Here is a 17,209-nt window from a genome sequence, read left to right as displayed (position 1 = left end):
AATTTCAGCTTGCATCGTCCGTTCATGAAGGCGCCAGCGCCGCCTGGGCCGCAGCCAGTCGGGCAATCGGCACCCGGAAAGGCGATGCGCTGACATAGTCCAACCCGATCTCCTCACAGAAGGCGATCGTGGCCGGATCGCCGCCGTGCTCGCCGCAGATCCCCAGTTTTAGGTCGGGCCGGGTTTCGCGCCCTTTGCGCGATGCCATTTCGATCAGCTTGCCGACCCCTTCGATATCGAGGGTGACGAACGGGTCCTTGGCGATAATGCCTTTTTCCACATAAGCACCCAGGAAACGCGCCGCATCGTCGCGGCTGATCCCCAGCGTAGTCTGGGTCAGATCATTGGTTCCGAACGAGAAGAATTCCCCGCTTGCAGCGATTTCGTCGGCAACCAGGGCTGCCCGCGGCAGCTCGATCATGGTGCCAACGCTAAAGGCGATCCGCTCGCCTTTTTCGGCGAACACGACTTCAGCGACCCTGTACAGGGTATCCTTCAGTGATTCCAGTTCACGCGGCAATCCGACCAGCGGAATCATGATTTCGGGACAGACCGCCATGCCCGCCTCGCCCGCGACTTCGAGCGCCGCCTCGAAAATCGCGCGAGCCTGCATTTCGTATATTTCGGGATAGACCACGCCCAGTCGGCAGCCTCGATGCCCCAGCATGGGGTTGGTTTCCGCCAATTCGATTGCGCGATGCCGAACCTGCTCCACGTCAATACCCATCGCCCGCGAAAGCTCGGTGAACTCGCTATCCGTATGCGGCAGAAACTCGTGCAGCGGCGGATCGAGGAGGCGGATGGTGACTGGCAAGCCTTCCATGATTTCGAAGATCCGGCGGAAGTCGGTGCGCTGTTCGGGCAATAGCTGGTCGAGCGCGGAGCGTCGTTCCTTTTCGCTGTCGGCCAGGATCATCTGCCGCATGGCGAGGATCCGGCTTTCATCGAAGAACATGTGCTCGGTTCGGCAAAGCCCGACCCCTTCGGCCCCGAACCGGCGGGCCATTTCGCAATCGAGCGGGGTTTCCGCGTTGGTCCGAATCTTCAGGCGGCGATGCTTGTCAGCCCATGCCATCACCGTTGCGAAATCGCCCGAAAGTTTGGGCAGGATCGTCGGCAGTTCGCCCAGGAACACTTCGCCGGTCGAACCGTCGATCGTGATGAATGCGCCCTCTTCGAGCCGCTGGCCGCCGATCTCGGCGACCCGCGCGACCGGGTCGATCTTGAGACTCGCGGTGCCCGCCACGCATGGCCGGCCCATACCCCGCGCGACCACGGCCGCGTGGCTGGTCATGCCGCCGCGCGCCGTCAGGATGCCGGTTGCGACGTGCATGCCATGGATGTCGTCAGGCGACGTCTCATGCCTGACGAGGATGACCTTCTCTCCCAATTCGGCCCACCGTGCCGCTGTTTCCGCATCGAATACCACACCTCCCGAGGCTGCCCCGGGCGAGGCAGGCAAACCCTTTCCGAGCAGCACCCGTGGGGCATTCGGATCGAGCGAGGGGTGAAGCAACTGGTCGAGCGAGGCCGGGTCGAGGCGGAGCAGCGCGGTCACTTCGTCGACCAGGCTCTCTTCGACCATGTCGACGGCAATCTTGAGCGCGGCCTTGGCGGTGCGCTTGCCCGAACGGGTCTGAAGGAGGTAGAGCCTGCCGCGTTCGACTGTGAATTCGATGTCCTGCATGTCGCGATAGTGGCGCTCCAGCAGTTCGAACACCTCAGCAAGTTGGGCATAGGCCTTCGGCATCGCTTCCTGCATTGAGGGAAGCCGCGCACCTGCGGCTTCGCGGGCAGCCCTGGTCAGATACTGGGGCGTGCGGATGCCGGCGACAACATCCTCACCCTGGGCGTTGGCCAGCCATTCGCCGTAGTAGGCCTTCTCGCCGGTTGCAGGGTTGCGGGTAAAGGCGACGCCGGTAGCGCTGGTCTCGCCAAGATTTCCGAACACCATGGCTTGGACGTTAACCGCCGTGCCCCAATCTCCGGGGATATCGTTCAGGCGCCGGTAGACCTTGGCTCGCGGTGAGTCCCATGAGCGGAACACCGCCTCGATTGCCGTCCAGAGTTGTTCCTGTACATCCTGAGGAAAGGCCGCGCCGTGATGGGCAAGCACGAGATCCTTGAAGGTCGCGATCACGCCGCGCAGATCCTCCACTCGAAGATCGATATCCTCATCGACGCCGCGATCTTCCTTGATGCGGTCAAGGGCTGCCTCGAATACGCCATGCTCGATTTCGAGCACGACACTGGAATACATCTGGATGAAGCGGCGATAACTGTCGAGCGCGAACCGCTCATCCCCGGAGGACTGGCCCAGGCCGGTGACGGTAGCATCATTGATGCCAAGGTTGAGGATCGTGTCCATCATCCCCGGCATGGATACCCGCGCGCCCGAACGCACCGAGACCAGCAGGGGATCGCGAGGATTGCCGAACGTCTTGCCCGTCGCCCGTTCGACCAGCCCCAAAGCAGCCGAAACCTCATCGCGGATGCGATCAAGTGAAGCTCTGCCGTGGTCAAGATAAGCGAGGCATTCGCCGGCGGAAATCGTGAATCCAGGCGGGACGGGCAGCCCGATCCGCGCCATCTCGGCGAGGTTGGCCCCTTTCCCGCCCAAGACGCGCTTGTCGAGACCAATCTGACCTGCGACCAGAACGCCGGAACCGAAGGAAAACACACTCGACATTGTTAAATTCCTGAGGTCCAAGTGCAGGTCCAAGGCGGCGCAATTCGATTGGTGCGCCGCCCCAGAAGCGATCTACATTTTGAGAATGGCCTTGATCGCCTTGCCGGTCTTTTCGGTATCCTCGACGGCCTGGTTGATCTGGTCGAGATCATAGAAGGTGCAGAGCTTCTCGAACGGGAACAGCCCGGCCTTCTGCATCGCAATCAGTTGCGGGATGAAGACCTGCGGGGTGCTCGATCCTTCGACTACGCCGCGCAACTTGCGGCCAAACAGCATGTTGTTCATGTCTAGCGAAAACTCGGTGCCCAGCTTCGCCCCGCCGACCACTGCGGTTTCACCCATGTTGTGCGTGCTGTCCACCGCCGAGCGCAGCACCGCTGGAATGGCGGTGGTATCCATGGCATAGTCGGCGCCGCCACCGGTCATCGCGACGATCGCTTCCTGAGCGTTGACCGTGTTGGCGTCGATCACATCGGTGGCGCCCAGTTCACGCGCCAGTTCCAAGCGGCCTGCGTTGCGGTCAACCGCGATGATCTTGAGGCAGCCCGAGGCCTTGGCGGCCATCACGGCGCTGAGGCCGACCGACCCGACCCCGAAGATCGCGATCGAGGAGCCAGGTTCGGGACAAAGCGCATTGAGGATGCTGCCCGCCCCGGTCTGGATGCCGCAGCCCAGTGGGCCCAAAAGTTCGATCTGTGCGTCGTCGGCAACCTTGACGCAGTTGTTTTCCGACGCGATCGAATAGGTCGCGAACGAGGATTGCCCGAAGAAGCAGGCGTTGACCTCTTGGCCGTTGCGGGTAATCGGCGTCGAACCATCCAGGCGGCGGCCCATGAAATTGAGCGGGAACAGGCTCGGACAATAGGCCTGATGCCCCTTGAGGCACGATGGACAGGTGCCGCAATAGCTGAAGGAGAGCACGACCTTGTCGCCTGGCTTGACAGTGGTGACGCCACGTCCGACCTTTTCGACAACGCCCGAACCTTCATGGCCCAGCACCGCCGGCAGCGGCGTCGGGTAATATTGATCGCGAACCGTCAGGTCGGTATGACACATGCCAGCTGCGGCAACCTTGACCAGCACTTCGCCGTCGCGCGGATCCTCGATAGAGACGTTATCCAGAACGAATTCGCCGCCTTGACGCTCGATAATTGCCGCGTATGCGTCCATTTTTGCTCTCCCCTTTCCTGATTTCCAGTTGATTGAATTTGCTTATACAAAGAAATAGAGATTCTTGTCCTGCACGACGCGCGCGTCGATATTCAGCTTCCTGCTGAATACCTTGAAGCCGCTGCCTGTTTTCCGCAGCTTGTCTTCGCGTCCCAGCGTGTGCACGTAAACTTCGCTCTGTCGGCGATTGCGGTGCACCAGAACATTAGAGAAGACCTCGAATTCAAACGGTGCAATTTCGAATGCTTCGACATTGGTGACGAAATAGCGGATACGTGATGGCGGATCTTCCATCCATACCTGACCCGTCAGCAACCGGTCGACCCGCTGCTGCAGCTCGGCATAGTCATCGTTGTAGATTGCGGCATCCCCCGGGGTTGGATCCGGGCGGCGGTCACGTGCGAACCGCTGTTCGTAAACTGGCATCCAGTAATGGATATCTTCGGCGATTACAGTATCGAACCATTCGCGATATTGCTGGTTTTGCAACATCCGCACCTCGGCGGAATAGTGACTGACGATGGCATGATGCAGTTCCATGCCTACGGGCTTGCGTGTTTCGGTCATCTTGCGGTCCAGATTGCTGTCGGGATCAGTCTTGCGGCTCGGCTTGCTTCGCCGACAGACGTTCAGGCCAGAAATTACGGTTGGTCCACATTGCATCCCAGGTATCGTCATTGGCCCGGATGGCGGCCCAATCTGGCGCATCGAGCATTTCTTGCCAGAAACGATAAAAGCCTCGATACGAGGTTTCGCCGATGAAGCTGACCCCGACAATTCCTGGATAGACGGGGTGCGGCCCTTCGCGGTCCTTGCCCATGCTCGAATTCATCCGCCCCTTGCGGGTGATGATACCGTTGTTGTTGTAGGTGGCCGACGACATGTTTTCGCCATCGTCGCTTTCGAGCGTTCCCGCCGTACCAAATGAACGGATCGCTTCGCGCTGGATCGACCGCTTAGTTTCGGTGTCGGCATTCTTCGGTACCATGGTATAGGTCCAGACCTCGATTTCATGCGGCCCGCGCGGATGCCAGATCTTGAAGGTGTTGGTTCCGTAGAGGAACGAACAGTTTGGGAAGATCGACGTATTCCAGTGACCGACATAGAGCCGTTCGCGCTCCGGCCCGAATTTTTCGCGAATTCCGCCCCGCGTCTCCTCGAGATATTTGACGTACCCGTCGCGCTTGACGTGGATCGCAGTCGCCGCGTTATCGATCAGGCCAAACCCGTGGCCATGCCGCATGGTGAATTGCAGACCAAGGTCGTCAAACGGCATGTCGGCGCGATTGCCCGACAGGCCAGCCAGCTCGCCCCCGATCATCTGGAGAGCGGCGGCATGCGTCCAGCCCACGTGATACCCATCGCCGACGAAGTTCTCGGTCGGGACTTTCCAATTGCAGGCGAGGGTGCTCTTCAACGGCGGCCCGAGCAGTTCCAGACCACCGTCCGGACCGTCCCAGATCGTATCGAGGTACCAGCAGAAGTCCCCCAAATAGTCCTCAAGCGAGGGCGCTTCGGGATCATGGCAGCCGAAGATGAAGCCCTTGTAAGTTTCGACCCGGATCGGCGCGAGCCCCAGCTTGGATTTGTCGAGATCGCTGTGATAGCACCGCTCTTCCATCGGAACATCGACGAGCGAACCATCCTGACCGAAAACCCAACCATGATAATTGCACACGAACGCCTTGGCGCTGCCGCTGTCGGCATGACAGATCTGGTTGCCGCGGTGAGTGCAGGAATTGATGAACGCCTTCAGCGAACCGTCCGGCTGCCGCGACAAGATGACACGGTCTTCTGCCATGTACGTCGTAATGAAGTCGCCCGGTTTGGGAACTAGCGAATCATGTCCGAGCATGAGCCAGCATCGCGAGAATATCCGCTCCAGCTCCAGCTGATAGACGTCCTGATCCCAGAACACCCGGCGAGACTGGCTCGCGTTGGCATTATCGACGAGTGCCGCCGATCCATTCATCGCATCGCTCCCATGCTTTTTGTTCCGAGTGCTGCATAGTCGATTCGTGCTATACATGCAACGCGATGCACCATATGCAAAACCTACCGTTGGCGCAAGGACGATTCTCAAGCCGCGTTTCTGGGGAGAATTTTAGGTTGCAAGATGCCGACCGCAACACGTCCAGCATCCTGGGTCTTGTGTCCAGGCTCTGGCAATCACCAGCCCTGTTGCTGTGTCTGGCCTCGTTCTTTTGGGCCCTGAATCCGATCGTCGGGCGGGCGGCCAAGGACTTGCTCTCACCCGTGACGCTGGCGTTCTGGCGGTGGGTGGTGGCGCTGGTCTTCGTGCTCCCGTTCGCTTGGCGACACCTCCGCGACGACCTGTCCGCCATTGTCGGCGGCTGGCGGTTCCTTGGGCTCCTCGGGGCCTTAGGAGTGGGGCTGTTTTCCTTTCTCGTCTATCAAAGCTTGCAGTTCACCACCGCGACCAACAATCTTCTATTGCAATCGACCATGCCGGTGATGACCCTGCTCATGCCAGTTGTGCTGTTTCGGGAGAGGGTGCACCCGATCCTTCTCGTTTGCGCACTCCTTTCGATCACCGGAATCGCGTGGATCATGACCAAGGGGCATCCCGACTATCTGCGCTGGGATGCGCTGAACCGAGGCGATCTGCTCGCCATCATTGCGGTTTTTCTCTATTCCGCCTATGCTACCTTCCTGCGCCGCGCACCGGCGATGCACCACCTCAGTTTGCTGGTTGTCCTGTTCGGGGTAGGGATCGCGGCTTTGAGTGTGCCCTATGCCTGGCACCTCTGGTGGGCTGGCCTGACCGTGGCTTCACCCGCGGCGCTCGCATCCCTGCTCTATGTCGGGATATTTCCTTCGCTGCTGTCCTACGCGCTGTTCAATCGCGCGGTCGCCTTGGTCGGCTCGGGCCGTGCGGGGGTCTACATGAACCTGCCATCAGTGTTCGGGGTCCTGATGGCCGTACCACTGCTTGGAGAACGGTTCGCAAAATACCACCTGATCGGTTCGCTGTTGGTGGTTGCATCAATCCTGTTGTCGCGTCGGGTCAAGACATAAGGCCAATGAAGTTCTGGAGCCGACAGAGCCAGATCTGCCTCCTGGTTGCCGGTCAGTCTTCTTTAGTGGCCCATCGTAATGCCGCCTGATTTCGACGGTCGTGGGGCAAGCCAGATCAGGGCGGCGGCAAAAAGCAGAACGGCTGTGGTCGCCCAGAAGGTATGAATAAGCGCCAGCGTTGTCGCCTCCAGCTCAACCATGTTGCTGAGCACTTGCCTTATCTGTTCAGAAGGGAAGCCGAGGCTGGAAAGGCTTGCCTGCGCCGCTTCCGGCTGCAGGACCGCCACCGCATCGCTGCGCGCGATGCGCTGAGTATCACCCCAATAAGACAGAGTGATGGAAGTCGCTACGGCGGTGGCGATGGTTCGCATGAAGCTTTGCAGGCCGGCGGCCGATGCCACCTCGTTTTCCTTAACCGTATTGAGCGTCAGGGTCATGAGAGGAAGCATCATGAAGGGAGTGCCCAGCCCCTGAACGAACTGCGGAATGCTGAGGGTCCAGAAATCGGAGTCTGTTGTCCAGGTTGTGCGCACGAGCGTCATCGCCGCAATCCAGGTAACGCCGCACGAAACAAGGAAACGCAGGTCGAGGCGGCTCATCAGGAAAGCCACCAGCGGAACGGTGATCAGTCCGCCCATGGCCGAAAACGAAGAGGACAAGCCGGCTGCTGTCGCAGGAAATCCGAGCCAGGCTTGCTGCCACTGGGGGACAACGACAAACGCCGCGAAGTATCCGGCAAATGCGAGCGACAGAACAGTCAGGCTGACGCTGAAGCCACGGTGCCGCAGAACTCGCAAATCGACGATCGGGTGATCCTCGCCCAACTCCCAGATAATGAAAACGATAAAACCCACAGCAGAGGTGATCGTTAGCGCCACGATCATCGGGTCGGCGAACCAGTCGTGGTTACGGCCAAGGTCAAGCACGATCTGGAGGCAGCCGACCCAAAGCACCAGCAAGGCAAGGCCGACATAGTCGATCGGCAGGATCTGCCGCTCGGTCTCGATCGGCCTGAGCAGCGCGAAACCAACCACGATGCACAGGATGGCGACGGGCACATTGATCAGGAATATCCAATGCCAGGAATAATTTTCTGTGAGATAGCCACCGATCATCGGACCAAGAGCAGGTCCCATCAGCAGTGTAACAGCCCATAGTCCCATCGCCATATTGCGCTTCTCGGGCGGGAACACGCTGAGCAGCAAGGTTTGCGACATGGGCATCAGGAAGGCGCCGAAAATTCCCTGTCCGATACGACTGGCGACCAGCATGCCCATCGTGACTGAGATCCCGCACAGGAATGAGCAGATCCCGAACCCGACCATGCTGAACAGGAAGGTGCGTACCGATCCGAAGCGTCCGGCGACCCATCCGGTCAAGGGAACGCAGATCGCCTCGGCGACCGCGTAGGAGGTGATGACCCATGCGCCTTGTTCAAGCGTGATGCCCAGATTGCCCGCGATATGCGGGATCGAGACATTGGCGATGCTCAGGTCGAGAATGACCATGAAATTGGCAAGGGCAAGCACGAGCCCGGCAACAAGCTGCCGGGACGGGGCTATTCCTGCGCCTGATGAAGCGGTCTCGCTCATCTGGTTTCACTCACCGGAAACATCGATCTCGACTTCCATCGACAGCCCGACGCGCAACGGGTGCTTGCGCAGTTCGGCAGGATCAAGCTCGATCCGCACCGGCAGGCGCTGGACAGTCTTGATCCAGTTGCCGGTGGCGTTCTGGGCGGGGATGATTGCCATCGACGATCCCGTACCGCCGGCCAGCCCGGTGACCTTGCCGTGGTAGACGACATCGCCGCCATAAAGATCCGACTTGAGGGTTACAGCCATGCCAGGACGGACACGGCCGAGTTGGCCTTCCTTGAAGTTGGCATCGACGTAGAGCTTGTCGATCGGGACGATGGTCATGATAGTCTGACCGGGGCTCAGGCGCTGTCCCACCTGAATCTGCAGGCGGCTCACCACCCCGGAAACCGGCGCGCGAATTTCGGTACGCTGGAGGTCGAGCAAGGCGGCATCGAGCCGGGCCTTGGCCGCCTGAACCGCTGGGTCGGTATCTACGCTGGAGCCGCGCACCAGGGCGTCGTTGGCGGCAAGTTGCCCTTGCGCGACCCGTCGGGCCGAAGTGACTTCGGAGATGCCCCCGCGGGCCGCCTCGAGCGCCGCGTTGGCGGAGGCGTAGGCCTTGCGCGCCTGGGTCAGTTCCTCACCCGAGATCGCGCCGCTGGCAATGACGGCCTCACGGCGCCGCAAGTCGATCCGCGCCTTGTCGAACTCGGACTCTGCAGTGCGAAGTCGCGCCCGGGCCTGTACGAGACCGGCGCTTGAGGTGTCGATCTGGGCCGACAGCGCGCTGTTGGTCGCGACAGCCTGCCCGAATTTGCGGCGGGCGGCGGCAAGATCGGCTTCGGCCTGCGCGACGGCGATTTTGGCGTTGGCCTGGTCGAGCCGGACCAGGACATCACCCGCCTTCACCTGCTGCGTATCTTCGACCAGCACCTCGATGGCCGATCCAGCAATCAGCGGCGTGACCTGCGCCATTCGCGCATTTACGTAGGCGTTGTCGGTGCTGACATAGTTGCGGGCGACCAGCACGTACCAGGCACCCCATGCGAGAGCCACCACTGCGAGCACGATGGCCAGGCGCTTGAGCCACATCGTCCGGCGTGCCTTGCGAAAGGCGGACAGTTCCGGATCGACTTCGGCAGCTTGTGTCGCAGTATCGCTCATTGCTCGGTCTGTCCTGATGGTTGGGTAGTGCCCGCGTCGAACCCGCCGCCCAGTGCACGGATCATCGCCAGCGTCGCGCCGCGTTCGTATGTCTCAAGGCCGATGACCGCGACGCGTAGGTCCTGCACACCGCGTTCGCTGGCGAGGACGTCGAGGTAACTGGCAAGCCCGGCCTCGTAGCGTGTGCGCACCAGACCTAGCGCTTCCTCGCTTGCGGCCAGCGCCGTGCGGGTTGCGCCAAGCCGCTTGTCCGCTGCGTCGCGCTGGGTCACCGCGTCGGCAGCCTGCTGGTACGCGGTGACAACGGTCTGGTTGTAGTTTGCGACGGCCTCGTCATAGGCGGCCTCGGCACTGCCATATTGCGCTTTGAGCGCGCCGCCCTGAAAGATCGGCAGGCTGATGGCCGGACCGACGCTTCCGAACAAGGAGCCGGAAGCGACGAGATTGCCGAGACCGAGCGCCTGAAGGCCAATCAGCGCCCTGAGGTTGATCGACGGGAAGAACCCGGCCCGCGCCACTTTGACGCGGCTCGCCGCCGCTTCCACGCGCTCGCGCGCGGCGACGATATCGGGCCGCCTGCCAAGCAGGTCGGTGGTGACACCGGCGGGAACCCCGCCGGGTGTCGAGGGTGCAAGCGGCAGACGGGTAATCGACGTTCCCCGATCCGGGCCAGCACCCAGGAGCGCGGCAAGCTGGTTGCGGCGGATGCCGATGTTCTCATCGACGGCTGCCAGATCCTGCTCCGCCAAGGCAACTTCGGCATCGGCGCGGCGCAGGCTGGCGAGGTTGTCGAGCCCGTTGCGTTGGCGCTGGGCGACAAGATCGCGCATCAAGCGGCGGTTGGCGAGCGTGGCCGCTGCGTTGTCGCGCTCGCGGTAATGGCGCCCGAGCTCTGCGTAGGCGGCGGTTATCGCGACCGACAGCACGAGGCGAGCCTGCGCCGCATCGACCATCGCCGCGCGGGCCTCCGATGTCGCGGCAGCATAGGCCGCGCGGTTGCGACCCCACAGGTCGAGGTCGAAGCCGAAGCTCAGCGAGGTCTGTCCATAGTCCTGCCACCCATCGGGAAGGAACTGTGCGGGGATGCCGTTGTTGCCGCTCTGGCGGCGCAGACCGCCCTCAGCTTCCGCCCCAATCGTTGGCAACCGCGCGGCCCCGACGCGCTGCGCCTCGGCTTCCGCGCGCCTGACCCGCGCCACCGCCACCGCAACCTGCGGTGCATTGGAAAGGCCCTCCTCGATCAGCGCAGTCAGTTGCGGATCGCCCGCCAGACGCCACCATTGGTCTGGCGGCCAGGTCGTATTGCCGCGCGCGGCCAACGTCTGCGCAGCCTCGATTGTGTCGGCGGTTTCCATGACCGGACGAACTCCGGCGTCGGGAACCGCAACGCAACCCGCCAGCGCAAGTACTGCCAAGGCTCCCGGAGCAGCTAAGAGCTTAGCCGACATAGGCACCCCGTCCGCTGGCCAGCAGCCTGCCCCCGGCATCTTCGATCCGGGTTTCGGCAACGCTCAATTGCTTGCCCAGCTTGACCACCCGCCCGATCGCGCGCAGCGGCCCCGAAGTGGCGGGTCGGTGGAAATCGACCAGCATGTCAGCCGTCGCGCGCGCCGATCCGCCGAGCGCGTTGATGGTGCAAAGCCCGGTCAGGTCGATCAGCGCCGAGAGGACACCGCCATGGGCCGATCCGATCATCGGGTTGGAGACGATTTCCTCGCGCCACGGCATCTCGAGGATCAGCGCCTCGTCTGTCAGTTCGGCGATATCCAGCCCCAGCCATTGGTGGAACGGCGCGATGAGCAGCATCGCACGGAGCTGTTCGAGGTCGACCTTCGCTGCAGGTTCACTCATGCCGCGATCTCCGTTCCGTGTGTCCGCATCAGGAAGTCGAGGATCGCATCGCCAAAGGCGTCGTTCTGGTCGCCGACCACCATATGCGTCGCATCGGCGATGTCGCTGTAAGCGGCGTGGGGAACCAGCGCGCGGAAATGCGCGACGGCTTCGGGCGAGACCAGATCGCTCGATCCGCCCCGGATCAGGTGGACCGGCAGCGCAAGCCGCGCAGCGGCTTCGCCCAGTTCGCCGCGTCCATAGTCGCTGCCATCGCCGCGCTCGGCGTTGCGGCGCATGATGCCATCGATGAAGGCGGGATCCCAATGCCAGTAGTAGCGTCCGTCCGGCTTCAACCGCAGGTAATGGGCGAGACCGGACGACGCCTTGCGGCTTGGGCGATGGGGGAGATATTCGGAGATCACCCGCGCCGCCTCGTCGGGCGAGGCAAAGCCTTCGCGCGCGTGCGCCGCCATGAAACCTACCACGCGCGTTACGCCGCCCGCCTCCATTTGCGGGGTGATGTCCACAAGGGTCAGCGAGGCGAAGCTGCCGGGGGCGACCTCACCTTCGGCCATGATCCCGGCCAGCCCGCCAAGCGATGCTCCGATCAGCGCGGGTTTGCGGTCGAGCGACCCGGCGATGGCGACCAGATCGCCAGCGAAATCCACGATGTCATAGGCACCGTCATCGGCCCAGGCGCTGTCGCCATGACCGCGCAGGTCCAGCGCGATGGCGCGGAACCCATGTCTGGCCAGCATCGCCGTCACCTGCTTCCACGCCCGCTTGGTCTGCCCTCCACCGTGGGCGAGAAGTACCGGAAATCCTTGCTCAGGTCCTTCGGTGAGTGCGGCTATGGCATGACCGGAATGGCCGGAGAGTGTGACGTGCGGATTCGACATGCTTATATCTTACTATAAGATATTTTACAGTAAAGACTGTCCTTTTGAGCAATCGAAGGCTATGAGCGACGACCATGGCGAAGACGTCCGACGAGCAAAGCTACCTTACCGAAGCCGATGGGCTCGTGTTCCTGATCGAGGAGGTGCCGCGCAAGCTCCGCCGCGTGTTCGATGCATCGACCGCGAAGTTCGGGCTAACCCGCACCCAATGGCGCGCACTCGCCTATATCTTCAGGACACCCGGTCTGACCCAGACCGAACTCGCCAAATGCCTGGAGCTGGAGCGTGCAAGCGTTGGCCATGTCATAGACCAGCTCGAAAAGGCGGACTATGTCGAGCGCCGCGCTGTCGAAGGCAATCGCCGGGTGTGGACCTTGCATCTGCGCCCAAAAGCCATCGGCATCCTGCCCGCGCTTAGGGCGGAAGCCGATGTGGTCTACGAACGGTTGCTCGCTGGCATATCGGCTAATGACATTGCCACCTTCAAGCGACTCCTGGCCAGTATGTCCGCCAATCTGTAGTCTTGGCACCGATCGCGTCTATCACAACTCGCGAGACAGTGATCAGCCATCGATTGTCAACCGAACAGAGGATTTGCCCTTCCCTGTTGCCTTGGGGCTTTTCGTGGGATTTGTCCTGCCGATCGGGCAGATTGTCGTCGCGGACCTTCTCGCTGCTTCTGCTCGCGGGAACCCCTCGTTGCAGCGCTGGCGACGCTGGTCATAAATCCGTTCACCTTTCCGCCGATCTACTATGCCGCGTTTCGCGTAGGCAACCATTTCCTTGGCTCATCTGGCGGGACCGGCGCAATGCCTGCAGCGGTGAATGACCTGTCGACATCGATGCTCAGCATGGTGATGGGGACCACGCTGCCCATAATCGCCGGTCTCCTCCTGTTTGCGACCGTTTCGGCCGCTGTCGGCTTTGGCGCGGTTCACCTCGCATGGCGGCCGCCGCTGGCGCGCCAATGGCGGTCTCGCCTCCTCCTCAGGCAAGCCGATCACCAATCTCGTAACGATGCATAATCAGGCCACCGACAGTGTCGCGTGATCTCTATTATGACCTTTTTAGGTGCCGCTGGCGCCGAGCTGCGGTAAACAATACATGCTCACGGAGAAAATCGTCCCGGACTCGTTGCCACCCTGCCGAAGCAACGATCAACTCAATTCGATGGTCGGCCTTAGTCTCCCCGGATCCCTTCAGCGAGTGGCGGCCGACCATCGAACTTTGGTCTGGATGGACAACACCCCCGGGGAGAATTGACCATGCGCTGGAGTGGGCCCTTGGGGTCGGCCAGAAGTCAGGCGGGCAATGGCGCAAATGCGAAGACCCCAGCACGGCAGGCTATACGCCGGGAGCGATCGAGCAGATGAAGGACCTCAACGGCGACGGACGCCCGGAGGCAGTCATCACCGAGGGAAGCACCTTCTGTTTCGGGATCACGGGGGTCGTTTTCAATATCGTCAGCAAGCAAGCCAATGGGTCCTGGAGGCTGGTCGCATCGCGCACCGGTATCGCGACATTCCTGGCAACCAAAGGCGCCGGAGGCTGGCCTGACGTCGAAATTGGTGGCCCCGGCATGTGTTTCCCAGTCGAGCGCTGGAATGGGCGCGAATACGTAATTCATCGCCGACAATATGAGGGGCGGCCCTGCCGCCGTTGATACCATCGATCGATCGCCAAAAATGTCGGACCTCTGACAATTGAACCAAATGCGTGATCCAGACCACCTTACCTGCATGATGCATGGTTCGCACGAGAACAGGCCTGATCGCGAAGAGGAAGTTCGCATCGCGCAACGCGCGATTGACGGCTGCCACACGTCCTTCGAAAGACTGGCGCGGCAGTGGCACCCCAAACTGGTTGCGCACGCCTGCCGTCTGCTTGGCCACCGTGAACAAGCCAGGGACGCAGCACAATCCGCGTGGGTCAAGATCGCAAAAGGTATCCGAACCCTGCGCGATGCGCGTGCGTTCCCGGCGTGGTCGTATCGGATCGTGACGCGACGCTGCGCCAGTCTCATCGCGAGCAATCAAACGGACCGCGCTCTTGCCTCCAATCTGCGGGATGATGCGGTCACGTGCGCAGGCACCGAGCAAGAACCTCCGTAATTGTCTCAACTTATCGGAATCTTCTCGGGCCGCACCGGTTGGGTAAGCATGATGATGATGACCGCGCAACTCGTCCTCTTCGGTGCCGGTGTCTGGGCCGCAATTGGTTTCTTCGCCGCTGCCGATGCCCTTACTGCTGTGAAGTGGGGAATCCCTGCCGCGGTGCTCCTCATCATGTCCTTGATGATCAAGCTCGCGCTGTGGCCCGTCATCCACGTGAACAGGATGCTCGCACAGCTCCACCGGCTCGAACTCTCGGTTTTGCGCGACACAGGCCACTCTTGAATCGCCCGGTAGTATGGCAAGGATTAAGCAACGAGATGCAAGGCTCGCGCTTGCGAGATGACTCGACGAACGCTCTCGGGTGTCCAGCAAAGGCCATCTCGGGGTGTCGGTTCCCTCAAGTCCCGAGAAAGCCAAGTGGCGATGTCGCGCAGAGTTGCATCGGGATGTGTGTTGAGACGGTCGGCAACAAGGCGGGCCACCCGTGTATCGGGCGGCAATCGCGGTGACTTCTGCAGAATCGCGGGGTTGGCAACGCTTGCACGCACCAAATTACGGCACGCCTTAACCAGAGTTCGCTCGCTGAACGAACGGACCGGTGGCGTGATCGCCAGCACCTGACGCAGAACCAATGCCCATGGCAAATGTGGGCGGAGGCGTTCGACTGTCGGCAGCCAGCGATGCCTGCCATCAAGCAGTTCGTTCAGATGTCGCTCGTTGTGGCTGACGCGAATATTCGAGATCGCCACGGGATCACGTTCCCGCATTCTCGGGTTGCCAGGCTTCGCTCCCCTGGCGACGGCAGCCTTGATGCCTGCCCGCGTCCGTTCCCGGATAAGGGCTCGTTCAAACTCGGCAAACGCACCAAGCATCTGGGTCATAAGCATGCCCTGCGCGCTCGACGTGTCGATCGGGTCGTGGATCGAACGGAAGTATGCGCCCTTTCCTCGCAGGGTCTCGACGATCTCCAGCAGATGCGACAGCGAACGAGCCAAGCGGTCAATCCTTACGACCAGCAGGGTATCGCCCTGCCCCGCCCGTCCGAGTGCACGTGCTAAGTTTGGACGTTCCTTGCTGGCACCGCTCGCCTTGTCCTCGAAGATCTCCACGCAACCTTGCACGCGCAAGGCATCCTGCTGGGCGACCGTATCCTGCTCATCCGTGGAAACGCGGGCGTAGCCGATCAATGCTATTTGTCACATTCCATTTAATGGTCCCATCAGAACGGTTGCCCCCGTTAGATATAATCTTCTGTCGCTCTTGGCTAGTGCCGAGCAACCACGTGATTCCGCGGCTTTCCGCCGGTATTGGGACCAACGAGCAGGGAAAATCACGCCGGCGCAGGTATCCGTGATGGGCCGTTATCGGACAGTGGAAGGGGCCAGAATAAGGCCTCAATGCAGAGTATACTTTTCGATCCATTCCTATATTATTGGCAGTGATGGCACCCTCCCCTCCCCCGTGGCAACTGGCGCTCGCACGGCTCGAGGGGGCGCTGCCGTTCCTGGGCGCGGAGGTGGGGCAAGGGTTGGCGCTGGCTTCGCTCAGGCGGTTGTGGCGCGTCCATGTCCGCGATTTTCCTCAGGAAAACCAAGGCCCTGAGCACAATCCCGGGCTCGAGGCGGCCGAGCTGACCCGCTCGTGGTACGCGAACGAACGGCGCGATTTCCTGTCGTGGATCGGAAGGCGCGGGTCCCCTCCCCTCGCCCGCGCAGCGCGCCTCGCGCTCGCCGCCAAAGGTACGACCGAGAGCTTCACCAGCGCGTGCGATCCGGCAGATCGGGCGCTGGCGCGGCTTGATGCGCTGCTGCCGGCACGCGATCCGCTGGCGACGCTGGAAGAATGGCTCGAGCAACTGCGCGACGATGAGATCGACTTCCTCGAACTGGGCAGCGAGGAGGTGGTGATCGAGGGCAAGGTGTTCCAGCGGTTTGCGGCGCGGGGCAGCGCCTGGGCGGCCTCGCTCGCCGCGGCGATGCGCCCGCATGTGTTCGGGCTTGGCGCCGCACCGTTGGCCTTGGCCGGTCTCGCCCCGCGCAGCCTATTCAAGGCGGACCTGGAAAGGCCCCTTTCCGCCTTGCTGACCTCCGCGATCGATGCGGCCGCGACCGATGTGGCAACCGACCTGGCCGCAGTGCGTACAGCGCTTGCGCTGGGCGACGAACGATTGGCGGGGCTCTACGCCTCATCGCAGGCGCCGGCGGTGTGGCAGCTGATCCTGAGCCTGGGACCCCTCACCCGCGCCGAACTGGCCCGCGCGCTTGATGTGACCCGCCGAACGGCCTCGCAGGCCGCCGCAGCGCTCGACAGGGCCGATCTGGCCACCCTGCGCCCCGGTGACCATGCCCTGGCCCCCATTGCGGCTCCCAGGGCCTCCTGAGGCGCGTTACGGCGCCAACGACACCTCGCGGTAGGGCACGCCAATCCTTTTGGGGGCTGACGCCCGGCGCTTGAGCAACTGGCGGGCAAAGCGTGCGGCTTCGTTTTCGTCGGCAAACGAGACCGCCCTCCCCTGCCCTTTAGTGCCGATCCGCCCCCAGGCGAACTCGACGATCGAGGCCCCGAACAGGTCGCGGCTCACCGCGACGGTATAGCGCCGGGCGACATTGCGCTCTGCGCAGACGGCTTCGAGCCAAATGAAGCTGCCGTGGGTCGGGGTGTCCATGCGCGCATAAATGCCGCACGAGGATTCATGCAATCCAACGGGAATTTTGAATCAGT

18 protein-coding genes are annotated in these 17,209 nt (G+C 61.9%); 7 read left to right on the top strand and 11 right to left on the bottom strand.

Going from position 1 to position 17,209, the window contains the following annotated elements; translation table 11 throughout:
• Positions 1 to 22: 22 nt before the first annotated feature.
• From ppdK to ACZ1JX_RS21420, 4 genes are all read right to left on the bottom strand, one after another.
• On the bottom strand, positions 23 to 2,689 hold the full coding sequence (gene ppdK / locus ACZ1JX_RS21435) for a pyruvate, phosphate dikinase (RefSeq protein ID WP_010890877.1): 2,667 nt from the start codon (positions 2,687 to 2,689) through the stop codon (positions 23 to 25).
• A gap of 72 nt (positions 2,690 to 2,761) precedes the next feature.
• Positions 2,762 to 3,859 (bottom strand): NAD(P)-dependent alcohol dehydrogenase, encoded by a 1,098-nt coding sequence (locus ACZ1JX_RS21430; protein ID WP_011906635.1) that lies wholly within the window; start codon positions 3,857 to 3,859, stop codon positions 2,762 to 2,764.
• Positions 3,860 to 3,901: 42 nt separating this feature from the next.
• On the bottom strand, positions 3,902 to 4,426 hold the full coding sequence (locus ACZ1JX_RS21425) for an aromatic-ring-hydroxylating dioxygenase subunit beta (RefSeq protein ID WP_010890879.1): 525 nt from the start codon (positions 4,424 to 4,426) through the stop codon (positions 3,902 to 3,904).
• Positions 4,427 to 4,451: 25 nt separating this feature from the next.
• Positions 4,452 to 5,831 carry an aromatic ring-hydroxylating oxygenase subunit alpha gene (locus ACZ1JX_RS21420; RefSeq protein ID WP_011906634.1) on the bottom strand — a complete coding sequence of 460 codons (1,380 nt, stop codon included), beginning with the start codon at positions 5,829 to 5,831 and terminating at the stop codon, positions 4,452 to 4,454.
• A 137-nt stretch (positions 5,832 to 5,968) separates the two neighbouring features.
• Between ACZ1JX_RS21420 and ACZ1JX_RS21415 the strand changes: the two genes are divergently transcribed.
• Entirely contained in the window at positions 5,969 to 6,898 is a 930-nt protein-coding gene (locus tag ACZ1JX_RS21415; RefSeq protein WP_010890881.1) for a DMT family transporter, read from the top strand.
• A 62-nt stretch (positions 6,899 to 6,960) separates the two neighbouring features.
• Here the strand turns inward: ACZ1JX_RS21415 and ACZ1JX_RS21410 are convergent, their stop codons facing one another.
• From ACZ1JX_RS21410 to ACZ1JX_RS21390, 5 genes are read right to left on the bottom strand one after another with little or no spacing between them, the layout of a single operon-like run.
• Positions 6,961 to 8,490, bottom strand: a complete 1,530-nt coding sequence (locus tag ACZ1JX_RS21410; protein WP_010890882.1) for a DHA2 family efflux MFS transporter permease subunit — start codon at positions 8,488 to 8,490, stop codon at positions 6,961 to 6,963.
• Between the two features lie 6 nt (positions 8,491 to 8,496).
• Positions 8,497 to 9,642, bottom strand: coding sequence for an EmrA/EmrK family multidrug efflux transporter periplasmic adaptor subunit (locus ACZ1JX_RS21405; protein WP_010890883.1), 1,146 nt, complete (start codon positions 9,640 to 9,642; stop codon positions 8,497 to 8,499).
• Positions 9,639 to 11,090, bottom strand: a complete 1,452-nt coding sequence (locus ACZ1JX_RS21400; protein WP_010890884.1) for an efflux transporter outer membrane subunit — start codon at positions 11,088 to 11,090, stop codon at positions 9,639 to 9,641. The genes ACZ1JX_RS21405 and ACZ1JX_RS21400 overlap by 4 nt, the downstream gene beginning before the upstream one ends.
• On the bottom strand, positions 11,080 to 11,493 hold the full coding sequence (locus tag ACZ1JX_RS21395) for a hotdog fold thioesterase (protein ID WP_010890885.1): 414 nt from the start codon (positions 11,491 to 11,493) through the stop codon (positions 11,080 to 11,082). The genes ACZ1JX_RS21400 and ACZ1JX_RS21395 overlap by 11 nt, the downstream gene beginning before the upstream one ends.
• Positions 11,490 to 12,374: an alpha/beta fold hydrolase gene (locus tag ACZ1JX_RS21390; RefSeq protein WP_011906633.1), complete on the bottom strand. Its 885-nt coding sequence runs from the start codon at positions 12,372 to 12,374 to the stop codon at positions 11,490 to 11,492. Before ACZ1JX_RS21390 ends, ACZ1JX_RS21395 begins: the two co-directional genes overlap by 4 nt.
• A 74-nt stretch (positions 12,375 to 12,448) precedes the next feature.
• On the opposite strand from ACZ1JX_RS21390, the gene ACZ1JX_RS21385 reads away from it, so the two are divergent.
• The 5 genes from ACZ1JX_RS21385 (at position 12,449) to ACZ1JX_RS21365 (ending at position 14,770) form a co-directional block, all read left to right on the top strand.
• Positions 12,449 to 12,895 carry a MarR family winged helix-turn-helix transcriptional regulator gene (locus ACZ1JX_RS21385; RefSeq protein ID WP_011906632.1) on the top strand — a complete coding sequence of 149 codons (447 nt, stop codon included), beginning with the start codon at positions 12,449 to 12,451 and terminating at the stop codon, positions 12,893 to 12,895.
• A 48-nt stretch (positions 12,896 to 12,943) separates the two neighbouring features.
• Positions 12,944 to 13,399: a DUF2062 domain-containing protein gene (locus ACZ1JX_RS21380; protein ID WP_143004975.1), complete on the top strand. Its 456-nt coding sequence runs from the start codon at positions 12,944 to 12,946 to the stop codon at positions 13,397 to 13,399.
• Positions 13,400 to 13,743: 344 nt separating this feature from the next.
• Complete coding sequence (locus ACZ1JX_RS21375; RefSeq protein WP_011906631.1) at positions 13,744 to 14,037, top strand: hypothetical protein; 294 nt, start codon at positions 13,744 to 13,746, stop codon at positions 14,035 to 14,037.
• Between the two features lie 49 nt (positions 14,038 to 14,086).
• The gene (locus ACZ1JX_RS21370) at positions 14,087 to 14,485 is read left to right on the top strand and encodes an RNA polymerase sigma factor (protein WP_218119692.1); all 399 of its coding nucleotides are present in this window, start codon (positions 14,087 to 14,089) and stop codon (positions 14,483 to 14,485) included.
• Positions 14,486 to 14,533: 48 nt separating this feature from the next.
• Positions 14,534 to 14,770 (top strand): DUF6768 family protein, encoded by a 237-nt coding sequence (locus ACZ1JX_RS21365; protein WP_011906629.1) that lies wholly within the window; start codon positions 14,534 to 14,536, stop codon positions 14,768 to 14,770.
• A 23-nt stretch (positions 14,771 to 14,793) separates the two neighbouring features.
• Here the strand turns inward: ACZ1JX_RS21365 and ACZ1JX_RS21360 are convergent, their stop codons facing one another.
• Entirely contained in the window at positions 14,794 to 15,681 is an 888-nt protein-coding gene (locus tag ACZ1JX_RS21360) for a recombinase family protein (protein WP_039336903.1), read from the bottom strand.
• A gap of 248 nt (positions 15,682 to 15,929) precedes the next feature.
• On the opposite strand from ACZ1JX_RS21360, the gene ACZ1JX_RS21355 reads away from it, so the two are divergent.
• Positions 15,930 to 16,868, top strand: coding sequence for a hypothetical protein (locus tag ACZ1JX_RS21355; protein ID WP_011906628.1), 939 nt, complete (start codon positions 15,930 to 15,932; stop codon positions 16,866 to 16,868).
• Between the two features lie 6 nt (positions 16,869 to 16,874).
• Here the strand turns inward: ACZ1JX_RS21355 and ACZ1JX_RS21350 are convergent, their stop codons facing one another.
• Entirely contained in the window at positions 16,875 to 17,153 is a 279-nt protein-coding gene (locus ACZ1JX_RS21350; protein ID WP_011906627.1) for a WGR domain-containing protein, read from the bottom strand.
• Between the last annotated feature and the right edge of the window lie 56 nt (positions 17,154 to 17,209).

This window comes from Novosphingobium sp. BL-A-41-Hi4A-0G (genome assembly GCF_055521735.1).
Note: the sequence above shows the minus strand (reverse complement) of the source record. Positions and strands in the feature narration are given on the sequence as shown.